General features: G+C 70.0%; 24 protein-coding genes and 1 pseudogene. 12 read left to right on the top strand and 13 right to left on the bottom strand.

Translation table 11 applies throughout. The features are described 5' to 3' along the window. Positions 1 to 4: 4 nt before the first annotated feature. On the bottom strand, positions 5 to 652 hold the full coding sequence (locus R3F55_03795; protein MEZ5666555.1) for a VOC family protein: 648 nt from the start codon (positions 650 to 652) through the stop codon (positions 5 to 7). A 256-nt stretch (positions 653 to 908) separates the two neighbouring features. Here R3F55_03795 and R3F55_03790 point away from each other — a divergent pair, with 256 nt between their 5' ends. Genes R3F55_03790 through R3F55_03765 form a run of 6 tightly spaced genes read left to right on the top strand, consistent with a single transcriptional unit; the run spans position 909 to position 5,940 of the window. Then, positions 909 to 2,042, top strand: a complete 1,134-nt coding sequence (locus R3F55_03790) for a cupin domain-containing protein (protein MEZ5666554.1) — start codon at positions 909 to 911, stop codon at positions 2,040 to 2,042. Positions 2,043 to 2,058: 16 nt separating this feature from the next. Then, positions 2,059 to 3,186 (top strand): hypothetical protein, encoded by a 1,128-nt coding sequence (locus R3F55_03785; GenBank protein MEZ5666553.1) that lies wholly within the window; start codon positions 2,059 to 2,061, stop codon positions 3,184 to 3,186. 17 nt (positions 3,187 to 3,203) lie between these two features. Then, positions 3,204 to 3,596, top strand: coding sequence for a RidA family protein (locus R3F55_03780; protein MEZ5666552.1), 393 nt, complete (start codon positions 3,204 to 3,206; stop codon positions 3,594 to 3,596). 40 nt (positions 3,597 to 3,636) lie between these two features. Next, on the top strand, positions 3,637 to 4,221 hold the full coding sequence (locus R3F55_03775) for a glutathione S-transferase family protein (GenBank protein MEZ5666551.1): 585 nt from the start codon (positions 3,637 to 3,639) through the stop codon (positions 4,219 to 4,221). A gap of 40 nt (positions 4,222 to 4,261) precedes the next feature. Continuing rightward, entirely contained in the window at positions 4,262 to 5,203 is a 942-nt protein-coding gene (locus R3F55_03770) for a 3-hydroxyacyl-CoA dehydrogenase NAD-binding domain-containing protein (GenBank protein ID MEZ5666550.1), read from the top strand. Further along, a complete protein-coding gene (locus tag R3F55_03765; GenBank protein MEZ5666549.1) occupies positions 5,200 to 5,940 on the top strand; it encodes an SDR family oxidoreductase in 741 nt (246 codons plus the stop codon). The genes R3F55_03770 and R3F55_03765 overlap by 4 nt, the downstream gene beginning before the upstream one ends. Before the next feature lie 9 nt (positions 5,941 to 5,949). Here the strand turns inward: R3F55_03765 and R3F55_03760 are convergent, their stop codons facing one another. Next, positions 5,950 to 7,035, bottom strand: coding sequence for a 5-methyltetrahydropteroyltriglutamate--homocysteine S-methyltransferase (locus tag R3F55_03760; GenBank protein MEZ5666548.1), 1,086 nt, complete (start codon positions 7,033 to 7,035; stop codon positions 5,950 to 5,952). A 124-nt stretch (positions 7,036 to 7,159) separates the two neighbouring features. Between R3F55_03760 and R3F55_03755 the strand changes: the two genes are divergently transcribed. Further along, a complete protein-coding gene (locus R3F55_03755) occupies positions 7,160 to 8,272 on the top strand; it encodes a class II histone deacetylase (protein MEZ5666547.1) in 1,113 nt (370 codons plus the stop codon). A gap of 9 nt (positions 8,273 to 8,281) precedes the next feature. On the opposite strand, the gene R3F55_03750 is transcribed toward R3F55_03755, so the two are convergent. Beyond that, on the bottom strand, positions 8,282 to 9,130 hold the full coding sequence (locus tag R3F55_03750; GenBank protein MEZ5666546.1) for an SDR family NAD(P)-dependent oxidoreductase: 849 nt from the start codon (positions 9,128 to 9,130) through the stop codon (positions 8,282 to 8,284). A 128-nt stretch (positions 9,131 to 9,258) separates the two neighbouring features. Here R3F55_03750 and R3F55_03745 point away from each other — a divergent pair, with 128 nt between their 5' ends. Beyond that, entirely contained in the window at positions 9,259 to 10,020 is a 762-nt protein-coding gene (locus R3F55_03745) for an SDR family oxidoreductase (protein MEZ5666545.1), read from the top strand. 50 nt (positions 10,021 to 10,070) lie between these two features. Continuing rightward, on the top strand, positions 10,071 to 11,138 hold the full coding sequence (locus tag R3F55_03740; GenBank protein MEZ5666544.1) for a class I SAM-dependent methyltransferase: 1,068 nt from the start codon (positions 10,071 to 10,073) through the stop codon (positions 11,136 to 11,138). Between the two features lie 15 nt (positions 11,139 to 11,153). On the opposite strand, the gene R3F55_03735 is transcribed toward R3F55_03740, so the two are convergent. Together R3F55_03735 and R3F55_03730 are read right to left on the bottom strand one after the other, a co-directional pair. Next, complete coding sequence (locus R3F55_03735) at positions 11,154 to 11,576, bottom strand: hypothetical protein (GenBank protein ID MEZ5666543.1); 423 nt, start codon at positions 11,574 to 11,576, stop codon at positions 11,154 to 11,156. Beyond that, complete coding sequence (locus tag R3F55_03730; protein ID MEZ5666542.1) at positions 11,573 to 13,150, bottom strand: GMC family oxidoreductase N-terminal domain-containing protein; 1,578 nt, start codon at positions 13,148 to 13,150, stop codon at positions 11,573 to 11,575. Before R3F55_03730 ends, R3F55_03735 begins: the two co-directional genes overlap by 4 nt. 85 nt (positions 13,151 to 13,235) lie before the next feature. On the opposite strand from R3F55_03730, the gene R3F55_03725 reads away from it, so the two are divergent. Continuing rightward, complete coding sequence (locus R3F55_03725; GenBank protein ID MEZ5666541.1) at positions 13,236 to 14,414, top strand: alanine--glyoxylate aminotransferase family protein; 1,179 nt, start codon at positions 13,236 to 13,238, stop codon at positions 14,412 to 14,414. A gap of 231 nt (positions 14,415 to 14,645) precedes the next feature. On the opposite strand, the gene R3F55_03720 is transcribed toward R3F55_03725, so the two are convergent. From R3F55_03720 to R3F55_03700, 5 genes are all read right to left on the bottom strand, one after another. Continuing rightward, positions 14,646 to 15,443 carry an N-acyl homoserine lactonase family protein gene (locus R3F55_03720; protein MEZ5666540.1) on the bottom strand — a complete coding sequence of 266 codons (798 nt, stop codon included), beginning with the start codon at positions 15,441 to 15,443 and terminating at the stop codon, positions 14,646 to 14,648. A 26-nt stretch (positions 15,444 to 15,469) separates the two neighbouring features. Then, positions 15,470 to 16,405 carry an ABC transporter permease gene (locus R3F55_03715; GenBank protein MEZ5666539.1) on the bottom strand — a complete coding sequence of 312 codons (936 nt, stop codon included), beginning with the start codon at positions 16,403 to 16,405 and terminating at the stop codon, positions 15,470 to 15,472. A gap of 3 nt (positions 16,406 to 16,408) precedes the next feature. Further along, positions 16,409 to 17,473 carry an ABC transporter permease gene (locus R3F55_03710; protein MEZ5666538.1) on the bottom strand — a complete coding sequence of 355 codons (1,065 nt, stop codon included), beginning with the start codon at positions 17,471 to 17,473 and terminating at the stop codon, positions 16,409 to 16,411. Further along, entirely contained in the window at positions 17,470 to 19,074 is a 1,605-nt protein-coding gene (locus tag R3F55_03705) for an ABC transporter ATP-binding protein (GenBank protein MEZ5666537.1), read from the bottom strand. Before R3F55_03705 ends, R3F55_03710 begins: the two co-directional genes overlap by 4 nt. Positions 19,075 to 19,226: 152 nt before the next feature. Beyond that, complete coding sequence (locus tag R3F55_03700) at positions 19,227 to 20,219, bottom strand: BMP family protein (protein ID MEZ5666536.1); 993 nt, start codon at positions 20,217 to 20,219, stop codon at positions 19,227 to 19,229. Between the two features lie 504 nt (positions 20,220 to 20,723). Here R3F55_03700 and R3F55_03695 point away from each other — a divergent pair. Continuing rightward, positions 20,724 to 21,461 carry an FCD domain-containing protein gene (locus R3F55_03695; GenBank protein MEZ5666535.1) on the top strand — a complete coding sequence of 246 codons (738 nt, stop codon included), beginning with the start codon at positions 20,724 to 20,726 and terminating at the stop codon, positions 21,459 to 21,461. 2 nt (positions 21,462 to 21,463) lie between these two features. Here R3F55_03695 and R3F55_03690 read toward each other — a convergent pair whose 3' ends face one another. The 3 genes and pseudogenes from R3F55_03690 to R3F55_03680 all read right to left on the bottom strand — a co-directional run bounded on the left by R3F55_03690 (position 21,464) and on the right by R3F55_03680 (position 24,716). Then, complete coding sequence (locus R3F55_03690; protein ID MEZ5666534.1) at positions 21,464 to 21,835, bottom strand: GMC oxidoreductase; 372 nt, start codon at positions 21,833 to 21,835, stop codon at positions 21,464 to 21,466. A 68-nt stretch (positions 21,836 to 21,903) separates the two neighbouring features. After that, positions 21,904 to 23,127: pseudogene (locus tag R3F55_03685) on the bottom strand (GMC family oxidoreductase N-terminal domain-containing protein). Positions 23,128 to 23,177: 50 nt separating this feature from the next. Beyond that, entirely contained in the window at positions 23,178 to 24,716 is a 1,539-nt protein-coding gene (locus tag R3F55_03680; GenBank protein ID MEZ5666533.1) for an alkaline phosphatase family protein, read from the bottom strand. Between the two features lie 218 nt (positions 24,717 to 24,934). On the opposite strand from R3F55_03680, the gene R3F55_03675 reads away from it, so the two are divergent. Further along, on the top strand, positions 24,935 to 26,065 hold the full coding sequence (locus R3F55_03675) for an extracellular solute-binding protein (GenBank protein MEZ5666532.1): 1,131 nt from the start codon (positions 24,935 to 24,937) through the stop codon (positions 26,063 to 26,065). Positions 26,066 to 26,067: the final 2 nt, after the last annotated feature.

Genomic DNA, 26,067 nt, shown 5'->3' with positions numbered 1-26,067 from the left:
CGCCTCAGGCGGGTCCGCCGAGCCGGCGGTGCCCGCGCGGCGTCTCGATCCGCGCGACCAGATGGGGATCCGCGCCGGGCGGTAGCGGCTGAATGGTCACGTCGTCGGCCAGGCCGAGCGCCCGCAGCATCGCCGCCACCTGGTCCGGTGCCGGATGGAAGCAGGACAGGCCGACCAGCCGGCAGCCCGCGTCCGCCATCGTCGCGGTGGGGTGCATGCCCGACGGCCACTGGATCAGGGTCGGCACCATGCCGTCGCAAGGCAGGCTGCCGTCGGCGGGGATGGTGATCCGCCAGTGCAGCGCCCCGCGGGTCATCGGCTCGATCGCGCCCAGATGCACGGCCGCCGCCGCGGCCTCGATATCGTCGGTGCGCGCGACCCAGGCGGCCAGGCGCGGCGCGGTCGCGGGGCCGACCCGGTCGAGCGCGAACCAGCGCGGCCGGCCGGGCGGCGGCGCCGACGGGTCGACGGCGATCACCTCCAGATAGCGCCCGTCGCCCAGGTTGACGAAGCGGTTGTGGGTGCCCATCCGCGGGTGCTTGCCGCCGGGCTCCGGCTCGATGCCGAGGCACCGCCGCACATATGCGGAGCCGGCCGCCAGCGTCGGCGCGGTCACGACGATGTGGTCGAGCTGGGATCGGGGTATGGCCATGGTCCTTCCGCTGCGCGCCTCATGTGTGACGGGGGCCGTCCGCCAGGCGGAATCCGGCGTGCTGTTGCTGCCGCAACGATGCCAGGAACCCGCGTCCGTCGCACCTGCCGGCTGCGGCATCCGGGCACGAGCAAGGTTTTGACACTCCGCGGCCGGCGCGCCTAGGATGCCGCGATGGTTCGCCTTTGCCGAGACCAATCGCATGATTGGTTCGCAATGGTCCGGCAGCAGGGCATGGGAGCGCGAGGGGAAGAGCATGGGCGCGGAAAGCAACATCAAGGCGGCGTTGGACCAGCTCTACGGCGACGTTGCCCGCGGCCACATGTTTCCCTTCTGGGCGACCACCACCGAGGTCGCGCACGACGAGGTGCGCCAGTTGATGGCCACGCAGAAGGCGGTGCCGTTCGTCTGGAGTTACGACCGCGAGATCGGCCCGCTGCTGGAGCGGGCGGCCGACCTGATCAGCCTGCAGGATTCCGAGCGTCGCTCGCTGATCCTGGTCAACCCCGGCCTGTCGCCGCGCCGCGCCACGGTCACCACCATGTACACCGCCTATCGCCTGAACGACCCGCACGAGGTGATGCCGCCGCACGCCCATTCGCCCAACGCCATCCGCTTCGGGCTGACCGGCAACCGCAACTTCACCGGCGTCGCCGGCGAGGACATCGAATTCGGCCCGGGCGACATGGTGCTGACGCCGGTCGACACCTGGCACAACCACGGCAACAAGGGCGACGAGCCGGCGGTCAACCTGTCTGTGCTCGACCTGCCGCTGGTCGAGGTGCTGAACGCGATCCATTTCGACCACGACTATGTCGAGGAGGAGAACGGCAAGCTGGTGCGGAAGAAGGAGCAGACCGCCCGCTTCGACCCGGACTATTCGCGCAAGACCTACAGCCGCGGCGGCATCATGCCCCGGTTCGTGCGCCACGACCGCGGCGTGCGCGGCACATCGCCGATGTACGTCTATCGCTGGGACGCGATGCGCGCGCTGCTGGAGGAGCATCGCGACCACGACGGCGACCCCTATGAGGCGCTGAAGGCCGAGTATGTCGACCCGACCACCGGCCTGCCGGTGTTCCGCACCATGACCTTCTTCGCGCAGATGCTGCGCCCCGGCGAGCGCACCCGGCCGCTGAAGCAGACCGCCAGCCTGCTGGTCGCGCCGTTCGAGGGCCCGGCCGGCCACTCGATCGTCGACGGCAAGCGCTTCGACTGGGCGCGGTTCGACACGCTGGCGGTGCCCGGCGGGGCGTGGTGCGAGCATGTCAACGACACCGCCGAGCCGATCGTGCTGTTCGTCGCCAGCGACGAGCCGGCGCTGCGCAAGCTCGGCCACTTCCGGCAGTGGGGCAAGACGCCGGAAGGCGCCGTCGTGCGTCTGGTCTGAGCGGCGGCAGCGGGGAATGAGCAAGGCGCAGGCGACCCGGCTGGTCGGGCATATCGACTGTCCCGGCGGCGGCCAGGTCTGGGTCGACGGCTCCATCCTCTATGTCGGCCACATGCGCCACCCGAGCGGGACGTCGGTCTACGACGTGTCCGACCCCGCCCGTCCGCGACTGCTGAGCCGGATCGAACTGCCCGAGGGCTGGCACTCGCACAAGGTGCGGGTCAAGGACGGCGTCATGGTGGTCAATCACGAGCGCCTGGGCCAGGCCAACGCCGAATTCGGCGGCGGGCTCGCCATCTACGACGTCGCCAATCCGGCGGAACCGAAGCCGATCACCAAGTGGATGACGGCCGGCAAGGGCGTGCATCGCTACGACTTCGACGGCCGCTATGCCTACATCTCGCCGACGGTCGAGGGCTATGTCGGCAACATCGCCATGATCCTGGACCTCGCCGATCCGGCGCGGCCGGAAGAGGTCGGCCGCTGGTGGATCCCGGGCCAGTGGGAGGCCGGCGGCGAGGCCTATCCCTGGCACGACTGGGTCCCGCCGCGCTGCCATCACCCGCTGCGGGTCGGCAACCGGCTGTATGTCAGCTACTGGCACCACGGCTTCTTCATCCTCGACATCGAGGACATGGCCCGGCCGCGCGCGATCGCGGCGCGCAACACCAGCGGCTCGTTCCCCCACCCCACCCACACCTGCCTGAAGATGCCGATGCCGCTGAAGGGCCGCGACATCATGTTGGTGGCCGACGAGGACGTCGCCAAGCTCTACCCGTCGGCCCCGGCGTTCACCTGGGTCTACGACATCACCAACGAGCTCGACCCGATCTCGATCGCCACCTTCCAGGTGCCGGGCCTCGATGCGGACGGCAGCCCGCAGCCGGCGATGACCGGCTGCCACCAGCCGTCCGAGGTGCTGTCTGGCACCACGGTGGTGCCGTTCGCCTGGTTCGCACAGGGCCTGCGGCTGGTCGACTTCGCCGACCCGTTCGCCCCGCGCGAGGTCGGCTGCTACGAACCCGACCCGCCGGCCGGCTTCGAGCGGTCGTCGTCGAACGACGTCACGCTGGATGCGCGCGGGCTGATCTACCTGATCGACCGCCAGAACGGCGTCGACATCATCGAAACCACCGCCTTCTGAACAGCGGAGCCCGCAGGATGAGCCAGTCCAACCCCGCCATCGTCCCGATCGGCAAGAAGAACCCGAACCTGCCGTTCCACCCCGCGGTGCGCGCCGGCGACTTCATCTTCGTCTCCGGCCAGGTTGCCAAGGACGAGGCCGGCAACATGGGTAACGGGCCGATCGAGGAGCAGACCCGGCAGACGCTGGAGGCGATCCGCCGCGTGCTGCAGACGGCCGGCGCCGACCTGTGCGACGTGGTCAAGGTGACGACCTACCTTGAGGATGCCCGCAACTTCGGCCGCTATAACCGCGTGTTCGCTGAATTTTTCCCGGAAGGGAACGTGTCGCGCACAACGGTCGAGGCCCGCGCCGTGATCGACACGAAAATCGAGATGGACGCGGTCGCCTACAAGCCGCTACAGGGCTGAGCCTGGCGCCGCGCAAACCGACGATCGGAGGAGCATCCGCATGAAAGTCCTGGGCCGCAGTACATCCGGCAACGTCCAGAAGGTCCTGTTCCTGCTGGAGGAACTCGGCGCCGCCTATACCCGCGAGGACTATGGCCGCCAGTTCGGCAACACCGGCGACGCCGCCTATCTGGCGATGAACCCGACCGGCAAGGTGCCGACCCTGGTCGACGGCGACCTGACCATCTGGGAATCGAACACGATCCTGCGCTACATCGCAGCCAAGGCCGGATCGGCGCTGTACCCGACCGACCCGGCCGCCCGCACCCGGGTCGAGCGCTGGATGGACTGGCTGCTGGCCAGCGTGAACGACGCCTACGTCGCCGGCTTCAAGGCTTCGAAAGCGGGCGAGACCGTGCCCGACGCGGTCGCGGCGACGCTTGCCGATGCGCTCTCGATGATGGACCGCGAGCTTGCCGGCAAGCAGTGGCTGGCCGGCGACGCCATGACGATCGCCGACATCTGCCTGGCGCCGATCGTGCATCGCTGCCTGGGCTTCCCGATCGCCCTGCCCGAGCTGGCGAACGTGCGCGCCTGGCACGCCCGGCTGGCGGCGCGGCCCGCGTTCCAGAAGGTGGTCGGCTGACCGTGGCGGCAGCGGGCGCCCCGGCAGACCGGAGAACCGCGTGACCACGGTCGCGGTCATCGGGCTCGGCACCATGGGCGCCGGGATCGCGGCGACGATGGCGCGCGCCGGCGTGACCGTGCGCGCGACCGATGTCCGGCCCGAGGCCTGCGACAAGGCCCGCAGCGACCTGCCGGCGATCGCCGGCGTGCTCGACGCCCTCGGCATGCCGGTCAAGGGCGACGCCACGTCCGTCACCCTCTGCCGTACCCTGGCGGAGACGGTGGCCGGCGCCGACATGGTGCTGGAGAACGTGCCGGAGAAGCTGGAGCTCAAGCTGGAAGTCTTCAAGCAGATCGACGCGCTGGTCGGCGCCGACTGCATCCTCGCCTCCGACACCTCGGGCATCCCGATCACCAAGCTCCAGTCCGCGGTTCGCCATCCGCGGCGCATGGTCGGCATGCACTGGTCGAACCCGCCGCACATCATTCCGATGATCGAGGTGATCGCCGGCGCGCGGACCGCGCCCGAGACGGCGGAATGGATGATGGCCTTCATCCGCGGCCTCGGCCTGCTGCCGGTGCGGGTGGCGCGCGACGTGCCGGGCTTCGTGGAGAACCGCATCCTCTATGCGATCATGCGCGAGGCGCTGGACCTGGTCGACAGCGGCGTGATCGGGGCGGAGGACCTGGACACCTGCGTGTCGTGGGGCATCGGCTACAAGCTGGCGGTGATCGGCCCGATGGCCCTGCTCGACATGGCCGGCCTCGACATCTACCAGTCGGTGGCCTCCTACCTGAACGAAACGCTTTCGACCCGCAGCGACGTCAGCCCCGCCATCACCGACCGCACCGCCGACGGCAAGCTCGGCATCAAGTCCGGGGCCGGCATGTTCGACTATGGCGCGACCGATGTGGCCGCCCTGCGTGCCGCGCGGGCGCGTGCCTTCGTGGCGGTGCGCCGCGCGCTGGAATCCAATGCGATCAAGGAGATGCCGCAATGAACCGGTTCGAGGGCCGTGTCGCGATCGTCACCGGTGCCGCCCAGGGCATCGGCGCTGAAACCGCCAGGCGCCTGGCCGACGAAGGGGCCACGGTGGCCTTCGTCGACATCAACCAGGCCGGTGCCGAGGCCAAGGCCGCCGCGGCCGGCGGCACGGCATTCGCGGTCGGCTGCGACATCGGCGACCCGGATTCGGTGGCCGCGCTGCACAAGACCGTGCTGGATCGCTGCGGGCGCATCGATGTGCTGGTCAATGCCGCGGCGATCGTGCCGTTCGTGCCGTGGAACGACCTCACCTTCGAGGAATGGCGCCGGGTCATGCGCGTCAATCTGGACGGCCTCTACCTGATGTGCCGCGCCTCCTCGGAGGCGATGCGCAAGGGCGGCTACGGCCGGATCGTCTCGGTCTGCTCCAACACCGTGTTCGCCGGCACCCCGAACATGGCGCACTATGTGGCATCGAAGGGCGGCGTGCTGACCTTCAGCCGCGCGCTGGCGACCGAGCTGGGCGGCGACAGGATCACGGTCAACTGCGTCTGCCCCGGCCTGACCGACACCGAGGGCGTGCAGCAGACCGAGCACCGCAACGCCTTCGAGTTCGTCGAGATGCTGCAGGCGATCAAGGGTCGCGGCACACCGCCCGACATCGTGCCCGCCATCGCCTTCCTGGCCTCCGAGGAGGCGCACTGGATCACCGGCCAGACGCTGAATGTCGACGCCGGCATGGTCCGCTGGTAGCGCCGGTCGCTATCCCCAGACCCGCGACGCGATCTCGACGACCAGGGCGAGCTTGCGCCACTGGTCGTCCTCGTTCAGCAGGTTGCCCTCCTCCGTGCTGGCAAAGCCGCATTGCGGGCTGAGCGCCAGGCGGTCGAGCGGGACGAAGCGGGTCGCCTGGTCGATCCGGTGCAGTATGGTGTCGACGTGCTCGAGCGTGGGGTGCTTGCTGGACAGCAGGCCGAGCACGACCGAGACCCGGTCCGGAACCAGCTTGAGCGGCGCGAAGTCTCCCGACCGGTCGTCGTCGTATTCCAGCAGCAGCGCGTCGACGTCGAGCTCCGGAAAGACGATGTCGGCGATGCGGGCGTAGACGCCGGTCGCCACCCACGAACTGCGGGCGTTGCCGCGGCAGATGTGCAGTGCCAGCCTGGTGTCGGGCCCGCGTGCCGCGACGCACGCGTTGATCACACTGACATAACGCGCCAGCGTGCTATCAGGATCCAGGCCGCGCGCCAGCATGTTGGCCCGATGAAAGTCGTCGACGAAATAGCTCATCATCGGGTCGTCGATCTGGATGTAGCGGCAGCCGACCGTCTCAAGCGCCGCGATCTCCCGGCGATAGAAGGCGGCGACATCGTCCCAGAAGGCGGCGATGTCGGCATAGGCCTCCTGCGCGACCGCGGCGTCGCCGCCGTGGAAGTGGATCCGCGTCGGCGACGGCAGCGTCACCTTGGCGGTCGCGGCCGTCATCGCCAGCAGACGCGCCGCATCGTCGGCCAGGATCGACCCGTCCCAGCCGATGCGACCGTTGACCGCAACGTGCAGCGGGACGTGGGAATGGCCGGCGAATGCGGCGTTTCCGTCGGACCGCCCGATCGCGACGCCGGGAATCTTGCGGACGAAATCGATCCACCAGTTCTCGCGCCGGAAGTCGCCGTCGGTCACCACGGCCAGGCCGACCTGCTCCTGCCGGCGTACTGCCTGCGCGATGCAGTCATTCTCGATGCGTCTGAGGTCGTCGCGGTCGACACGGCCCGCGCGATGATCCCGGCGCGCCGCCACTAGTTGCGTGGGACGCAACAGGCTGCCAACATGGTCAGCCCGGAACACCATACCTGCCACAGTTTTTCTTTCCCCACTTGGCGCGGCGGCCTGCGACCGCTTTGCGGTTGCAATGTTACGTCAAGGGGTGGTCTATGGCCAGCCTGTTGTCCCCTTTGCGAGGCCTCGGTAATTCATGGCACGAACGGCTTTTTTCTCTGACGAACGCTGCTTCTGGCACTCGGCCGACCGCTATGCGTTCCTCGCCCCGGTCGGCGGACTGGTGCAGCCGCTGGCCGGCCCGGGCCTGCCCGAGCACCCGGAGGGAAAGCGCCGGCTGAAGAATCTGATCGAGGTGACCGGCCTGGCCGCAGCGCTCGACATGCGCTCGGCCGAGCCGGCCACCGACGAGGACCTGCTGCGCGTCCACGACCGCGACTACATCGCACGCTTCAAGGCGCTCAGTGACGCGCAGGGCGGCGAGTTGGGCCAGCGCACGCCCTTCGGGCCCGGCGGCTTCGAGATCGCCGCGCTGTCTGCAGGCCTGGTCAAGGCCGCCCTGTTCGACGTGCTGGATGGCCGGGTCCGCAACGCCTATGCCCTCAGCCGCCCGCCGGGCCACCACTGCCTGCCGGCGACGCCGATGGGCTTCTGCCTGCTGGCGAACATCGCCATCGCGGTCGAGGCGGCGCGCGCCGCCGGCAAGGCCGAGCGCGTGGCGGTGGTCGATTGGGACGTGCATCACGGCAACGGCACCGAGGCGATCTTCCTGGAGCGCGGCGACGTGCTGACCGTCTCGCTGCACCAGGACAACAACTATCCGCCAGACAGCGGCGGGGCGGAGGTGCGCGGCAGCGGCGCCGGCGCAGGCTGCAACATCAATGTGCCGCTGCCGCCTGGCGCTGGCCACGATGCCTATCTCCACGCCTTCGAACGGATCGTCGAGCCCGCCTTGCGTCGGTTCCGGCCCGACTGCGTCGTCGTCGCCTGCGGCTTCGATGCCTCCGGCGTCGATCCGCTGTCGCGCACGCTGGCGTCGGCGGAGACGTTCGGCGCGATGACGCGGCGCCTGCTTGCGCTCTGCGACGAGATCTGCGACGGCCGGCTGGCGATGGCCCACGAGGGCGGCTATGCCGAGGTGCATGTCCCGTTCTGCGGCCATGCGGTGATCGCGGCGATGGCCGGCTCCGCCATCGAGGCGCCGGATCCGCTCGGCCCGCGGCTGGCATACCAGCAGCCGCGCGAGCGCGTGCGGCAGTTCCACCGCCAGCTGATCGACGAGATGGCGGCCTTCTTCGGCACCGCCTGACCGGCGACCCTATGACTGCATGAAGCGGGCGAAGGCGTCCTTCCAGTCGGGATGCCAGCGCGACAGCGCCGGCCGGTTCTCGATCAGGTCCTGGGCGGCCCACAGCATCCGCTTGTTGTCCATCTCGCGCGTGACGTCGTTGTCGGGGCAGAGGATGTAGAAGTCGCCTTCCGCCATCCGCGCCATCATGAAATCGATCACCTGCTCCGGCATCCAGGCGCCGGCCGGCTTGGTCTGGGTGCGCGCGCGGGTGAAGCCGGTGAAGGTGAAGCCCGGCACCAACAGGTGCGCGGTGATCCGGCAGCCCGGCTGCTCGCGCAGCTCGTGCGCCACCGCCTCGGTGAACACCTTCACCCCGGCCTTGGCGACATTGTAGGCGGTGTTGCCGGGCGGCGTGGTGATGCCCTGCTTCGAGCCGGTGCTGACGATCGCGCCGGCGCTGCCCTGCCCGATCATCGCCGGGGCGAATGTCTGGACCGTGCGGATCACGCCCCACAGGTTGATCTCGATGATGCGGGTCCAGGCCGCGCCGGCCTCCAGCGCACGGCCGACCGGCTCGACACCGGCATTGGCCATCAGCACGTGGACGGCGCCGAAACGGGCATAGGCCGCATCCTTAAGCCGCTGCAGGGCGGTCTCGTTGGCGACGTCGGTGACCATGTGCATGACGTCCGCCGGATCGCGGGCCAAGCCGGCAACCTTGGCCGACGCGGCGGCCAGCGCGTCGGCGGTCACGTCGGCCAGGCACACCTGCATGCCGCGTGACGCGAAGCGCTCGGCGGCGGCCAGGCCGATGCCGCTTGCCGCCCCGGTGATGACCGCGACGTTGCCCGCCGCCAGTGCCGGATGATCGCTCACCGCTTCCCCCTTCGCTCCATCGAATCGGCCGGCACCATAGCATCGCGGGACGGACGGTGAAGCCTTGACGGCGGCCCGCGAATGCTCAACACCCATGCCACCGCCGGCAGCAACGAGGGGAACGCGCGATGAGCTTCGCAAACTATCCGAGCCTGAAGGACGTCGTCGTCTTCGTCACCGGCGGCGCTTCCGGCATCGGTGAGGAGATCGTTCGCGCATTCGCCGGCCAGGGCTCGCACATCGGGTTTGTCGACATGGACGCGGCCCGCGGCACCGCGCTGGCCGACGATCTGAAGGCCGGGGGCACCAAGGTGCATTTCGAGGCGGCCGATCTGCGCGACATCGAGGCGCTGAAGCGCGCCTTTGCCGGCATGGAGGCGGCGCTCGGGCCGGCCGGCGTGCTGGTCAACAACGCGGCGCGCGACGACCGGCACGGCTGGGAGGACGTGACGCCCGAATATTACGACGAGCGGATCGCCACAAATCTGCGCCACATGTTCTTCGCCATCCAGGCGGTGGCGCCGGGGATGATCCGGGCCGGCAAGGGCGCGATCGTCAACTTCGGCTCGAACAGCTGGTGGGAGAAGGCCAGCGGCATGCCGGTCTACACCACAGCCAAGGCGGCCGTGCACGGCCTGACCCGCGGCATGGCGCGCGACCTCGGCAAGCATCGCATCCGGGTGAACACCGTGGTGCCCGGCTGGGTGATGACCGAGCGGCAGAAGACGCTGTGGGCCACGCCCGAGGCGCTGGAGCGCCATCGGCAGAACCAGTGCCTGCCCGACCTGATCGAGCCGGTCTATCTCGCACGCATGGTGCTGTTCCTCGCCTCCGACGACGGCGCGATGTGCACCGCCAACAACTACATGGTCGAGGCGGGATCGATCTGAGGGCCGTCCCGGCGTAAGCTGCCGCCACTGCGCTTCTGGGGAGGAAGGCGATGGCGACCGCAGCGGATCCGGCGAAACTCGAGGCCTTCAAGGCGCGGCTGATGCCCGAGCTGGGCGGGGCGGCGTCGATGGTGGTCGCCATGCTCGGCGACAAGACCGGGCTGTTCAAGGCGATGGCGGGCGCCGGGCCGCTGACCTCCGCCGAGCTGGCCGCGCGCACCGGCTGTGCCGAGCGGATGGTGCGCGAATGGCTGAACGCGCTGGCCGCGGCCGGTTGGATCGACTGCGACCCGGCGATCCCGAGCTTCACGCTGACGCCGGAGCAGGCGCTGGTGTTCGCCGACGACGACAGCCCCGACAACCTGCAGGGCTTCTTCCTGTCGACCGCGTCGATGATCCACGACCTCGACCGCATCGCCGAGGCCTTCCATTCCGGCAGAGGCGTGCCCTGGGGCGACCGCCACAGCTGCCTGTTCTGCGGCACCGAGCGGTTCTTCCGCCCGGCCTACATCGCCAACCTGGTCGAGCACTGGATCCCGGCGGTGGTCGGGCTGGCCGAGCGGCTGCGTGCCGGCGCCAAGGTGGCGGACGTCGGCTGCGGCTACGGCATCTCGACCGCGCTGATGGCCGAGGCGTTCCCGAATGCGAACTTCGTCGGCTACGACTTCCACGGCCCCTCGATCGACCGCGCCCGCGAGACAGCGGCGGAGGCGGGTCTGCACAACACACGCTTCGAGGTGGCCGCGGCAAAGGGCTATGCCGAGCGCGATTTCGACGTGATCGCCTTCTTCGACTGCCTGCACGACATGGGCGACCCGGTCGGCGCCATGGCCCACGCCCATGCCGCGCTGAAGCCCGGCGGCATCGTCATGCTGGTCGAGCCCTTCGCCAACGACCGGTTGGCCGACAACCTGACGCCGGTCGGCCGGCTCTACTATTCCGGCTCGACCTGCGTCTGCACCCCGGCGTCGATGAGCCAGGAGGTCGGCGCGGCGCTGGGCGCGCAGGCGGGGCCGGCGCGGCTGCGGGTCGTCGCACAGCGGGCCGGGTTCGACGATCTCTCGCTGGCCACCGCCTCCGCCTTCAACATGGTGCTGCACGGACGCAAGGCGGGCTGAGCCGGCGCGGGCCGCTCAGGGTTGCGGTTCGAGCGCGCAGGCGAGCGGTTCGCCGTCCGTACAACGCAACGCATAGCGCTCCGCCGTGCCGCTGCGCGCCGGGCGCAGGTCGATGTCGACCCGGGTCGCGTCCCACGCCCCTTCCCGGCCGCACAGCAGGTTCTCGACGTACATCGGCGCGCCGTTGTGGGTGCCGTAGGCAAGCGTGCCGCGGTCGTCGGGCCGGTCGAACTCGAGCGCGACACGCGCGCCGGAAGGGATCGGCCCGGTATCGCGCGTGATGAAGTGCGCCAGCACGGCGGTGCAGAACAGGGTCGCGCCGCTGCGGTTGTCGATCGCGATCGTAACGGTGGCGGGCGGAGCCGCGGTCGGCGGCGAACCGCCGGCGGTGCAGCCGGCCAGGACCAGCACGCCGGCAACGGCAAGCGCGTGCTTCACGGCTGCACCACCGTCCGCGGATCGTAGGGCGGAAGCGGATCGCGTCCCGCGATCAGGTCGCTGGCGCGCTCGGCGATCGCCAGGATGGCCGCGTTGACCGGGCCGGTGGTGATCGAGGGCATCACCGCCGCGTCGGCCACATACAGGCCCTCGCAACCGCGCACCGCCAGGTCCGGGCCAACCACCGCATCCGCGCCGGTGCCCATGCGGCACGTGCCGACCGGGTGGTGGTGGGTATAGGCGGCCCGGGCCAGGAATGTCTGACGCGCGGCCTCGTCGGCCAGATCGGCCGGCGTCGGCAGCAGCTCGTCGGCCCGCCAGTCGTCCAGCGCCTGCGCGCCGCCCACCGCCCGCGCCCAGTCCAGCGCCTCGGCATAACGGGCGCGGTCGGCCGGATCGGACAGATAGGCCGGATCGAGCAGCGGCTGCGCCAGCGGGTCGGCCGAAGCCAGCCGCAGCGTGCCGCGGCTGCGCGGATGGGTGAAGCCGAACATGACGGTGTAGGCGCTGCCGGCTTCCGGCGCCGTGAAGGCCTCGGTCGTCACCGGTGCAATCACGCAGGCCAGCACCAGCTGCGGCGCCGGGTCGGCACCCTCGCCCGCGATGTACATCAGCGACTCGGAATGCTGGTAGCGCGACGGCGGCACCGGCCGGCGCGCGCGATAGACATTGCCGCCCGACAGCAGATGATCGTGCAGGTTGGCGCCGACGCCGGCCAGCGGCACCAGCGGCCGGATGCCCAGCGCCGCCAGTTCGTCGGCCGGGCCGATGCCGGAACGCAGCAGGATGGCCGGCGAGCCGATCGCGCCGGCGGCCAGCACCACCGCGCGGTCGGCGCGGATCGTGCGCGTGCCGGACTGGTCGACGACGGCGATCCCTGTGCACCGGCCGTCCGGCTCCAGCGCCAGCCGGTCGACCAGCAGGCCGGTCAGCAGCGCCAGGTTCGGCCGCGCGCGCACGGCCTCGGTCAGATAGGCGTCGGCCACCGTTTGCCGGCGGCCGCGGTCGATGGTCAGCGTGTTCAGCGTCGGCCCGGCCATCTGCGAACCATTATGGTCCGCTGTCGGCGCCAGCCCACGTTCCGCACCGGCCGCCCGATAGGCCTCGGTGATCGGATGCGGCGCCTCCGGCCGCATCAGCCGGATCGGTCCGCCGGCGGCATGGTAGGGCGACGGCGCCAGCGGCGAATCCTCGCTGCGCCGGAAGTAGGGCATCAGGTCGGCATAGCCCCAGCCGCGGCAACCGGCCGCCGCCCACCGGTCGAAGTCGTCGGGGTGGCCGCGCACATGCGCCATCGCGTTGATCGCCGAGGACCCGCCGAGCACGCGCCCGCGCGGCCACGCGTGCCGCCGCCCCGCCGCCTGCGGCACGGTCGCATAGCCCCAGTCGACGGCGGAGCCCTGCAGGGCCGGCCAAGCCAGCGGGTCGGCGATGGCGGGGTCGCTGGCCGCGCGCCCAGCCTCGACCAGGGCCACCCTGGCGTGCCGATCCTCGCTCAGCCGCGCGGCCAGCACACAGCCGGCGGTGCCGGCCCCGACCACGACGAAATCATACGCGGTGCGGCCCTGCGTCATCGGCGCTGCCTGCGCTTCCCCGTGGCGTCGTTCATGATCGGACCCTATCATGGTTCCGCGCGGCGGGACCAATAGGGAGAAGACGATGAGCGACGCACCGATCAAGAAGGCGGTGATCACGCTGACCTCCGGCCCGGTGCAGGGCTATCCCGAGGTGCTGCTCGCGATGGCCCGGCCGCTCGGCTACGACTACGACCCCAGCTTCCTGCACTTCTATGAGCAGGTGGCGCGCCGCTGCGCCGAGGCGATGCGCTGGCCGGACCCGGCGCTGATCATCCAGGCCGAGCCGGCGGTGGCGATCGAGGCCGCCGCGGCCTCGCTGATCGGCCGCAACGATACCGTGCTCAACCTCGCCTCAGGCGTCTACGGCAAGGGCTTCGGATACTGGTCGGCGCGCTATCACGGCGACATGGTCGAAATCGAGGTGCCGTACAACGCGGCGATCGACCCGGCCGACGTCGCCCGCGCGTTCAAGCAGCGGCCGGACATCAGGATCGTCTCCGTCGTCCATCACGACACCCCGTCCGGCACCGTCAACCCGCTGAACGAGATCGGCCGCATCGTCCACGATCACGGTGCGTTGCTGCTGGTCGACGCGGTGTCGTCGTTCGGCGGCATGGACGTGCACCCGGCCGACTGCCATGCCGACGTGTTCATCACCGGGCCGGGCAAGTGCCTGGGCGGCACGCCGGGCGTGACCGTCATCGCGGTCAGCCAGGCGGCGTGGGCGCAGATGGCGGCCAACCCCGACTGCCCCACCGCCTCGATCCTCAGCCTGCGGGACTGGCAGCACGCCTGGAGCAAGGACTCACCGTTCCCGTTCACGCCGTCGGTTTCGGAGATCGCCGGCCTGTCGGCCGCGATCGACGTCTATCTGGCCGAAGGCCCGGAGAATGTCTGGCGCCGCCACGCGCTGACCGCTGCCGCGTGCCGTGCCGGCGTCAAGGCGATGGGCTGCCGGCTGTGGGCCGCCGACGAGGCCATTGCCTCGCCGACCACCACCGCGGTCGCGGTGCCCGAGGGTCTGCGCGACGGCGACATCATCGCTGCCGCCCGCAACGGCTATGGCGTGATGCTGTCGGTCGGCCGCGGCGAGACCCTCGGCAAGCTGATCCGCATCGGCCACATGGGCCCGACCGCCGAACCGATCTACGCCGTCGTCGCCATCGCCGCCCTCGGCGGCGCCCTCAACCGCCTCGGCTTCCGCGCCGACGTGCCCGCAGGCGTGGCGGCTGCGATGGCCGTGATCGACGCGGCCGGATAGCGAACAGGGTGCGTCCTTCGAGACGGCGCGCTCTGCGCGCCTCCTCAGGATGAGGAAGGGCGGTGCGGCTCCATCGGTCTTGCGCCGATCGGCGCACGCACATTTCGCGCGAGCGAGCGCAATCGCCGCCGCGTTCCAATCGTCGCTGCCAAACACCCCCGCCCCTCATCCTGAGGAGCCGCCCGCAGGGCGGCGTCTCGAAGGACGCACGGCGGCGCGTGCCGGGGGCGGTCAGGAATAGTAGCCGGGCGCCTTGATGTAGTCGCCGAAGCTGTCGGGGTCGTGGGAGTAGAACAGCTCGGCATCGTGCTTCTCGGCCAGTTCCTTCAGCCGCACCATCGAGCGCAGGCTCGCGGTCGGGTCGAGGTGGAAGCTGGAGATGCACATCATGTCCATGTTCTTCTTGGAGTAGCAGGCATCGGCGGTGAACAGCATCGGCCGCCGGTTCGCCAGCTCCACCATCATCGAATAGTGGCCGGCGGTGTGGCCCGGCGTCTCGAACAGCCACAGGCCCTTGGCGATCTCCTGGTCGCCGGTCACGGTCTCGAACTTCGGCGTGTAGATGTCGAGCGCCGGCTCGGTGCCGGCCTTCTTCGCCGCCAGCTCCGGCGCGAAGCTGAGGTCGGAGTAGCCCAGGTGCTCGAACGGCTGGTGGCAGCTGCAGGCCTCCAGCTCCTTGGCGTGGCAGACCGTGCAGGCGGCGGTCAGGTGCTTGTTCCCGCCGCAATGGTCGAAGTGGTAGTGCGAGTTGATGACGTAGTTGATGTCTTCCGGCTTCTTGCCGATCGCGGCCAGCGCGCCGGGAATGGTCTGCGCCGGGTCCTGGATCGGCTTCTCGAACGGCAGCACCTTCATCACGTGGTCGAAGTCGTAGCCGGTGTCGAAGATGTAGAGGCCGTCGGCATGCTCGACCAGGACGGAATAGCAGGGAAAGCGCAGCTCGCCGCCCGGCCCGCGGTTCCAGAAGGCGTGGAAGCCGTCGATCACCAGCGTGCCGCCGTCCAGCAAATAGACCTTGGTCTCGGCCATGGGCTCTCTCCGTCGTTTCAGGGCATTCAACGCGCGCCGCGGCGATAGGGCAAGCCCAGCGCGGGCGGCAGCCGGCTGTTGCGGCCGAATGCCACCAGCACGAGGATCACCATCGCGAAAGGCAGCATCTGGATCAGGTCGGTCGGCACGTTGATGCCGGCGACCTGCATCGCGGTGGTCAGCGACAGGCTGATGCCGAACAGGAACGCGCCGATCAGCACCCAGGTCGGCTTGCCGCGGGCCAGCATGGCCAGGACGATGGCGATGAAGCCGGCGCCGCCGGTCATGAACGGCAGGAACAGCCCGCCGCCCACCGACGACAGGAAGGCGCCGCCGACGCCGGCGAGGAAGCCGGTGGTCAGTACGGCGGCCGCGCGGGTGGTGCGGACGCTGACGCCGGCCGCGTCCAGCGCCGCCGGCTTGTCGCCCGCCGCCTGTAGGTTCAGCCCGATATGGGTCTTGCGGAACAACCAGACCAGGAAGAAGGCCAGCAGCACCGCCAGATAGACGATCGGGTTGCGGTCGAAGAACGCCGTACCGACAGCCGGCAGATCGCTGAGGCCCGGGATCGGCAACGTCTCGGTCTTGGGCAGGCGCGGATAGCTGCGGCTGAACTCGAAATGGTGCAGCAGTGCGGTCAGCCCCTCCGCACCCAGGGTGATGGCGATGCCGACGACGATCTGGTTCATCCCGGCGAAGACGCAGAAAACCACCATCAGCGCGGCAGCGGCCATTCCGGCGGCACCGCCGGCCAGGAAGCCCAGCCAGAAGGAATCCTCCTTGTAGGTCACCGCGAAGCCGACGAAGGCGCCGAGCAGCATCATGCCCTCGATGCCGATGTTGAGTACCCCGGCCTTCTCGGAGACCTGCTCGCCCAGGCCGGCCAGCAGCAGCGGCACCGCCGCCGTCACCGCGCCGAACAGCAGCGAGCCGATGAACACCTCGGTCAGCAGCGCGTCCATCGCTCAGGCCATCCTGCGCCGGCGCCATTCCTGGTCGAGATACTCGACCACGGCCAGGAACAGCAGCAGCAGCGCCACCAGCACCAGGACGAAGAAGTTCGGCACGCCCAGCCGCCGGGCCGCGCTCTCGCCGCCGATCATCAGCACCGCGAAGAAAAACACGAAGGCGATGACACCGAAGCCGTTGAAGCGGGCGAGGAACACCAGCGGGATCACCAGGATGCCGTAGGCCGGGTTCCAGTCGGCCCGGATGGTGCCGAGCACGCCGACGGTGTCGACCGCGCCGCCGATGCCGGCGAGGCCGGCGCTGATGCCGAAGGCCAGAAAGGTCAGCAGCCGCAGGTTCAGCCCGGCGTGCACCGCGGTGCGCGGGTTGGCGCCGACGACCTGCAGCCGCAGCCCGAAGGCGGTGTATTCCATCATCAGGTGGACGCCGATCACCGCCGCCACCGCCAGCAGCACGCCCCAGTGCACGGTGGAATCGCCGAGTCGGCCCAGGCGGTCGGCCACCTCCAGGGTGGCGGTCTGCGGCACGGTCGTCGACGGGTCGTTGAACGCGGTCTTGATCAGGATGTTGGCCAGGCTGACGCCGAGGAAGCTCATCATCAGCGTCGAGATGATCTCGTTGATGCCGTGCACCGCCTTGAGGAAGGCGGGGATCAGCGACCATGCCGCCGCCACCGCGAAGGCGACCGCGAAGCAGATCAGGTCCATCAGCAGCAGCGGCACATGCGGCGCCAGCGCCGGCGCCAGCGCGGCGACGCAGACGGTGGCCAACAGGAACTGGCCGTCGACCCCCAGGTTCCACAGCCCGGCGCGGAACGCCACGATCAGGCCGGCCGCGATCAGCAGCAGCGGCGCGGTGCGGGTGATCGAGCCCTCGAGCCCGGTGGCGCTGAACAGGCCGCGGTCGATGACGTAGCCATAGTAGGCCAGCGGGTCGATGTCCCAGGCCAGCAGCAGCAGCCCGCCGGCGACCAGCGCCAGAAGCACCGGCACCAGGATGCGGACCAGCCCGCCGAGACGCGCCGCCATTGCCGGCGTCCGCTGCAGCGCCGCCTCGCTCATTGCGGCGCCGCCTTGCCGGCCGTGCCGGTCATCAGGCGGCCGATCTCCGTCTCGGCGCCGGCGCGGTTGTCGACGATGCCGGCCAGCCGGCCGCGATCGAGCACGGCGATGCGGTGGCAGACCTCGAACAGCTCGTCCAGCTCGGTCGAGATCACCACCAGCGCGGCGTCCTCGGTGCCGGCGCCCTGGCGGATGCGGCTGCGCGCCAGTTGCGTCGTCTGCAGGTCGAGGCCGTAGGTCGGCTTGTTGAACACCACCAGCTGGGCCGAGCGCGAGAGCTCCCGTGCCAGCAGCACCTTCTGGATGTTGCCGCCCGACAGCTTGCCGATCGCCGTCCGCTCCGACGGCGTACGCACGTCGTGTGCCGCGATCTGCGCGCGGGCATGGCCGTTGATCGCGCCCCAGCGGGTTAGCCCGGCGCGCCAGAACGGCGCCTGCCCCATGTCCTTCAGGATCAGGTTGACCGCCACGGAGTGGCCGCCGGCGGTACCCTCGTCCAGCCGTTCGTCGGTGACATAGCGGACCCCGGCCTCGCGCCGTTGCGGCACGCCCATCCGGGTGATGTCGGCATCGTTCAGCAGGATCGTACCCGCCGTTGCGTGACGCTGGCCGGCCAGCGCCTCGGCCAGATGCTTCTGGCCGTTGCCGTCGACGCCGGCGATGCCGAGGATCTCGCCCGGCCACACGGCGAAGCCGACGTCGGTCAGCGCGCACTCGCCGCGCTCGCCGACCGTCGACAGCCCCGCAATGGTCAGCTTGGCGGGGCCGGTGCGGTCGACCGGCCGCAGTGCCTCGTGCGCGCGGGCCTCGCCGACAAGCACCTCCTCCAGGTCGGCGTCGGCCTCGGCCCGTCCGAACATCATCGCGACCACCGCGTCGATGACCGCGTGCTCGCTCATCCCGCGCAGGCGGTCCGGAGCCAGTTCGCCGACCACGCGTCCCTGGCGCAGCACGCTGATGCGGTCGGCCAACTGGTAGGCCTCGCGCAGCTTGTGGGTGATGAACACCACCGCCAGCCCGTGGTCGCGCAGCCGCCGCACCACGGTGATCAGCTCCTCGACCCCCTTCGGCGTCAGCATCGAGGTCGGCTCGTCGAGGATCAGCACCAGTTGGCCGTGCCACAGGGCGCGCACGATCTCGACCTGCTGCTGCTCGCCGAGCGAAAGCCGGCCGACCGGTGCGTCGGGGTCCAGGGTGATCGCCAGCAGCGCGCACAGCTCGCGGAACCGGGCCAGGGTGCGCGCGCGGCTGTAGGGCCGGTACCAGGGCGACCCCAGCATCAGGTTCTCGAGCACGGTCAGGCTGGGGATCAGCAGGACGTGCTGGTAGACCGTGCCGATGCCGCGCGCCAGCGCGTCGTGCGGTGCGCCGAGCCTGACCGCGTGGCCTTCGACCGCGATCTGGCCGGCGTCGGGCTGCTGCATCCCGGCCATGATGCCGATCAGGGTGGACTTGCCGGCGCCGTTCTCGCCGAGCAGCGCGTGCACCTCGCCGCGGTTGAACTGCAGCGAGATGTTGTCATTGGCCAGCACGCCGGGAAAACGCTTGGTGATTCCGGTAAGGGCGATCGCCGCCGTTCCGTCGCGCTGCACCGCGTCCATCGTCATATGTTCCGTCTGCCGGTCATGCCGGCCCCGGCCGTCGCCGATTCAAAGCAGAAATGGCGCCGGGGCTGCAACCGGCCGGTCGCATGGACGGCCGCAGCCCCGGACAAGGCTGGGATCGCACCGCCGCAGGCGGCGCGGCGGGAGGATTACTCCTCGCCGATCTCCACCGACGTCATCAGGTCGCGCACGGCCTGGGCATCGGTGATCAGGTCGACGGTCACGGTGCCGTCGATGATCTGGTCGCGGATCTGCATCACCGCGGTCCAGACATCGGCCGGAATATGGTCCGTCTGCAGCAGCTGCACCGAATCGTCGGCCAGCTGGATGGTGTAACTCTTGGTGCCGAAGGTATCGGCCCGCAGGTCCTCGACCATGGCGGAGTAGACCGGCACCATGTTCCACAGCACCGACGACAGCAGGAAGCCCTTGTCGAGCTCCGACTTGTCGCCGATGACGTCGATGAACCAGGCCTGACCGCCATCGACCGCAGGCGTCGTCTCCACCGCCTCGATCATGCCGAAGCTGGAGCCGTTGCCCTGGCCGAACACGATGTCGGCGCCTGCGGCGATCACCGATTCGGTGACCCGGCGGCCGCCGGCCGCGTCGCTGTAGGCGGCCGGGCCGATCACGGCATAGACGATCTTGACGTTGGCATTGGTCGCCCGCACGCCCTGGGCGAAACCGGCCGACTGCGAGTTCCACGACGGCGGCTCGCCGGACACCACCACGCCGACCGTGCCGGTGCGGGTCATCATCGCCGCCATGGCGCCGGCCAGATAGGCGCCGGTGTGGCCGTGCAGCGTGTAGTCGGCGACCAGGCCGGCCTGGATGTCGTCGGGCCGGTCGACGATCGCCACCGGCACGCCGGTCTCCGCCGCGATCTCCGGCGCCGCGGTGTTGTAGCCGCTGGCGTGGGCGATCATCAGGCTGGCGCCTTCCTCGGCCAGTTCGCGCAGGGTCGGCCGGACGTCGCCGTAGCCCAGGCCCTCGGCCGGCAGGAACTCGAGCCCGTAGGTCTCCGCCACCGCGCGCGCCGCGTCGACCCCCTGCTGGTTCCAGCCATAGTCGGTGCCCTGCTCCGGCACCAAGATGGCGATGCTGGTCACGTCCGCCGCCAGGGCCGGCTGCAACGCCAGCATCGCCCCGGTCAGCGCGCTCGCCAGCAGGCCCGCACGCAGTTTGGTCGACTTCGGATCGAAATGCTTCATCATCGCCCTCCTGAACAACCTCGCCCTTGTTGCCCGCGCCGACGCGGCCGGGCGCAGGCCTTGCTTCGTCGATCACGTGCCGGTTGGCCCGTGCCCAGGCGCCAGAATGACACCTGTGCACGGGCCGCGCCAGCAAAGCGGACACAACTGGCGGTGGCCGCTCCTCCCCCGAGCCCAGCAGCGCCCGCAAGACGGATGCGAACCAAATTGGTTGCATCCAACCCAACGAGCGCACCAATTCCGCCATCAGATGACACCACTCCGCCGGCGGTTGTCAACCGACTGCGGTCGCCGCCGTCCGGCGTGCAGGCCCCGCGTGCATGCTGGCGTGTGGACCAATGCGCTCCGGCTGGTGTATGCAGAACGACGGCGTGCAGGCAGGCGCGCGCGAAGTGCGGCCACGGCAGGCGGCCGCGGCGATTTCGGATGGCTGGAATGGAGCGCTATCAGAACACGCTGGCGTCGCTGCGGCAGATGATCGGCAGCTGGGCGCAGCAATCGGACGGGCGGGTCCCGCCGGAACGCGTGCTGGCCGAACAGCTCGGTACCGGCCGCCGGGTGCTGCGTCGTGCGCTGGCCGAGTTGGAGGAGGAAGGCGTCGTCCAGCGCCACCAGGGCCGCGGTACCTTCGTCGTCGACAAGGCGGCACCGGCGCCGCGACGCGGCGAGGTCCCCGTACAGGACGACTGGCGCTGGCTGGCGCAGCGCGCCAACCCGGTGGAGATGATCGAGCTGCGGCTGATCATCGAGCCGATCATGGCACGGCGCGCGGCGCTCTATGCTTCGCAGCAGGATGTGCAGCGCCTGCGCAGGCTCGCCCAGCGCACCCGCGATGCCGCCGAGCATACCGCCTACCAGGCCGCCGATACCGCCCTGCACCGCTTCATCGCGGAACTGTCGCACAACGCGCTGTTCCTGATGTTCTTCGACGCGTTCAGCGGCGCGCTGCGCGAGGAGGCGATGGCGCGCTTCGGCGAGAGCGGGCACTGCTTCAAGCGGCAGTCGGCCCATGCGGCCTTTCATGAGGCGATCGTCGCCGCGATCGCGGCACGCGACGGCGCCCGTGCCGAGCAGTTGATGCACGAGCATCTGAGCGACGTGCACCAGAGCCTGTTCGCGGACGCGCTGCCGACCGGCTATCGCGCTCGGCGGGAGAGCATCGCCGCCGAGTAGTCTCAGGCGGCGGCCGCGCCCGGTGCCACCGATGCGGCCGGCGCCAGCGGGGTCTTGCCCAGGATCAGGTCCGACGCCTTTTCGGCGATCATCACCACCGCCGCATTGATGTTGCCGCGCACCAGCCGCGGCATCACCGAGGCGTCGACCACCCGCAGCCCGTCGACCCCGCGCACCCGCAGGTCCTGGTCCACCACCGCCAGCGGGTCGTCGTCCGGGCCCATCCGGCAGGTGCCCAGCGGGTGATGCACGGTGATCGCCGTGCTGCGTATATGCGCATCGATTGCGTCCGGCGTGGTCTTGTCGAGGCCCGGCGCGATCTCGCTGGCGATGAACGGACGCAGCGCCGGCTGCGCGGCGACCGCGCGGGCCATCTTCGACGCCGCGGCGCAACGTGCGCCAGTCGGCGTCGGTCGCCAGGAAATTCGAGCGGATCAGCGGCTTGGCCAGCGGGTCCGGTCCGGCCAGCGCGACGGTGCCTTCGCTTTCCGGCTGCAGCATCACGATGCGGCTGGCGAATCCGTCGGCGAACGGTGCCTTGAACGGCTGCAGGTAGGGCCATGCGCCCAGCGGCGCCGCCGTGAACAGAAATTGGATGTCAGGCAGCGCGAGGCCGGCATCGCTGCGCAGGAAGGCGGTGATGCCGCCGGGAACGTCGGCCGCGGGCCCGGTTCCGGTCAGATAGGCCCGTGCCATCGCCGTGCCGACGCGGTCGAGGCGCATCAGCCGGTGGAACGGTCCCGGCTCCTTGCGCTGATACATCAGGATGACCGAGACGTGGTCCTGCAGGTTGGCGCCGACCCCGGGCAGCGCCGCCTTGACCGCGATCCCGTGCCGCGCCAGCGCCGCCGGATCGCCGATACCCGACAACAGCAGCAGCTGTGGCGAGTTGATCACGCCGCCGGCCAGGATCACTTCGCTGTCGGCGCGGATTTCCTCGCGGATTCCGCCGCGCGCCAGCTCGATGCCGACGGCGCGGCGGGCCCTCGAGCAGCACCTGCGTCGCCTGCGCGCCGACCATCACGTCGAGGTTCGACCGCTTGAGGACGGGACGCAGATAGGCGGTGGCGCCACTGCAGCGCCGGCCGTTGCGGATGGTCATCTGCAGGCGGGCGAAGCCCTCCTGCTGCGCGCCGTTGTAGTCGTCGGTCCAGCCGTGTCCGGCCTCGCGCCCGGCGTCGGCGAAGGCCTCGACCAGCGGGTCCTGATAGCGGCAGGGTTGGGTCGCGAGCGGTCCGGAATCGCCGCGATAGGCGTCGGCGCCGCCGGCCCAGCTTTCCTGACGGCGGAAATAGGGCAGCGCATGGGCATAGGACCAGCGGTCGAGCCCGGCCTCGGCCCAACCGTCATAGTCGGCGCGGTTGCCGCGGACATAGGCCATCGCGTTCACCGACGACGATCCGCCGATCACTTTGCCGCGCGCGCATTCGATGCGGCGGCCGCCGACCGAGTCCTCCGGCTCGCTGAAGTACATCCAGTCGTGCAGGCGGCGCTGCAGGATCTTGCCCCAGCCCAGCGGCACGTGGATCAGCGGGTCGCGGTCCCAGCCGCCGGCCTCGACCAGCAGCACCCGCGTCGCCGGGTCGGCCGACAGCCGATTGGCCAGCGCGCAGCCGGCGGAACCGGCACCGACGATGATGTGGCTGTAACCGCGATTGGTTCCCATCGAGGCAACCTAGCCTCAGATTTCGGGCCGCTTCAATCCATTAATTGCCATCAATTGGGCCCAAATTGGTTCGTTTCGGCCCGCCCGGCGGCGACCATGCCGGACGGGTGCAACTCGATCCCGCTGAGCGTGCGGTCGAGGTGGCGGGCGCGCCACGCCAGCATGCGCTCGGCATAGCGCAGCCGCACCGCGGCATAGTCCGGATCCTCCGCCCGGTTGCACAGCTCGCCGGGGTCGCGGGCGAGGTCGAACAGCAACGGCGGCAGTGCCGTGAAGTGCACGTACTTGAACGCGTCGTCGCGCAGCACGCCGAGCGCGCAGTCGTCCAGATCCAGCCCGAGCGCGCGCTGCGCCGCGCCGGTCGCCACCTCGCGGAAATCGAACTCCCAATGCGCCGCATCCCGCCAGCCTTCCGCGTCCCGTCCCTGCAGGAACGGCCGCAGCGAGCGGCCGTCGACCGCGCGCGGCACCGCGGCGCCGAGCAGGTCGATCACCGTGGGCATCACGTCGACCGATTCGGTGAAGGCCTCGACCCTGCGGCCGCCGACCACACCGGGACCGGCGACGATCAGCGGGATGTGGAAGCTCTGGTCGAAATAGCCCAGCTTGCCGAACAGATAATGGTCGCCCAGCATCTCGCCATGGTCGGTGGTCAGCACGACCAGCGTGTCGTCCAGGCGGCCGATCCGCTCGAGATGCGCGATCATGCGGCCGACCTGCGCGTCGACCTCGGCCAGCAGGCCGTAGTAGGTCGCCCTGATCCGGCGCCGGGCCGCGTCGTCCCAGTCGGTGGCCAGGCCCTCGGCGCCATAGACGAAATCGCCCTTGCGCTGGCCGGCCAGCGCATAGGCAAGGAACGGGTGCCCTGCCCGCTCCTGCGCCAGCGAGGGCGCGCGCACGAAGTCCGGCACCGCCTCCGGCTTCACCAGCGCGTTGTAGGGCGCCGGGGCGATGAACGGCGGATGCGGGCGCAGGAAGCTGACATGGGCGAACCAGGGGCTCGCGCCCATTTCGCTGGCGTAGTCGATGAACCCCTCCGCCAGGAATGCGGCCTCCGACCGGTCGGCCGGAAAGCGCGCCGGCGCGCCCGACGGCGGGTCGGCTGGGCCCTCCGCCGGCAGGTAGACATCGAGGCCGCAATCCGGCACCGCGACGCCGTGGCGGCGCAGCCACTGCAGCCAGGGCCCGGATTCCTCCGGCAACGGGCGGCGCTGGACGAATCCCGGCAGGACGCCTTCATAGGTGCGGGTGCGCGGGTCGGCCGGATCGAGCCCGCGCGGGTCGATGCCGGTGTCGGTATAGCCGAACAGCACCGGCTCGTAGCCCAGGCGCCGGGCGGCGCGGGCGATGTTGTCGTGCCGGTCGTCCAGCGGGGTGCCGTTGCGGCAGACCCGGTGGTTCATCTGGTAGAGGCCGGTCAGCAGCGACGCCCGTGCCGGCGAGCACGGTGCCGCCTGGCAGTAATGCCTGGCGAACAGCACGCCGCGCGCCGCCAGCGCATCGGCGGCCGGCGTGCGGGCGACCGGATGGCCGCGCGCCGACAGGCAGTCGCCTCGCCACTGGTCGCAGGTGATCAACAGCACGTTCATCGCCGTTCCCTCGCCGCGCTTTTTCGACTCGCCCGCCGCATCGTGCGGCGCTACCGTAGCGTCTCTAGCCGTCAGCCATGTCACCAGAATGGCGCCAGAGCGCCCGATTCGGTCGCGATTCCGGAGTGTCACAAGACCGTCATCGAACCGTAATCGGGGTGGCATGCGACGCTGGTAGATGCCCAAGAAGACCGCAAGCAATGCACAGGGAGTTTCCGATGCCCATTTCACGCCGTTCCGTCCTCAAGGGCGCGGCCGCGGCCGTCGCTGCACCCGCCGTCCTGCGCGCCCATGACGCGCTCGCCACGTCGGGCTCCGTCAACGTCTTCGCCTGGCAGGACTACGTCCAGCCCAACATCGCCGAGGCGTTCGAGGCCGAGACCGGCATCACCCTGAACCTGACCACCTATGGCTCCAACGACGAGGCGGAATCGACCCTGCGCGCCAACGGCGGCAAGGGCTTCGACGTCATCATGCCCTCGATCACCAACCGGGCCGGCTATGAGGACCCGAACGCACCGGACGGCATCTGGCTGGCACCGATCGACGAGGCGAAGGCCAATCTCGACTCGGTGATTCCGTCGTTCCTGCGCGATTCCGTGCAGCTCGGCGCCACCTATAACGGCAAGCGCTATCTGATCCCGTTCGACTGGGGCACCGAGGGCATCACCCTGAACCGCGGCGCGCTGAACATCAGCGACGCGGACCTGTCGTTCGGCGACCTGTGGCGGTCGGAGGCCGAGGGCGCGGCGGCGTTCCGCCAGAAATCCGCGATCATGGGCACCGGCCTCTATCTCGACGCCACCGGCGAGGTGCCGTCGAACCGCATGCTCGACGTCTACAAGTCCGAGGACGATGCGCGCCGGGTCTGGGGCGCGGTCACCCAGTTCATCATCGAGCACAAGGCGAATTTCGGCGCCTTCTGGAACAACGCCACCGAGGCGACCGGCGCGTTCAAGGACGCGGGCTGCGTCATCGGCCAGACCTGGGACACCACCGGGCTGCTGCTGAACCGCGAGGACCCGAACTTCGTCTACCGGGCGCCGAAGGACGGCATCATCACCTGGCTCGATTCGATCGGCATCCCGTCGGGGGTCGCCAACGCCGACCAGGCCTACGCCTTCATCAACTTCGTGCTGAAGCCGGAGATCGGCGGCATGTTCTCCAACAACACCGGCTACAACTCCGCCGTGGCCGGCGCCGCCGATTTCGCCTCCGACGAGTTCAAGCGCCAGTTCAACGAGACCTACACCGCCGAGGTGCTGAACAACATGTGGTGGTGGCAGGCCGACACGGCTTTCTTCGCGCCGGTGCGCGACGAGTTCGTCGAGATCATCACCAACGCCTGACG

The sequence above is a fragment of the Alphaproteobacteria bacterium genome (genome assembly GCA_041396705.1).
GTDB lineage: Bacteria > Pseudomonadota > Alphaproteobacteria > CALKHQ01 > CALKHQ01 > CALKHQ01.
The sequence above is the reverse complement of the archived record's forward strand: the minus strand, read 5'-3'. Positions and strand labels throughout refer to the sequence as shown.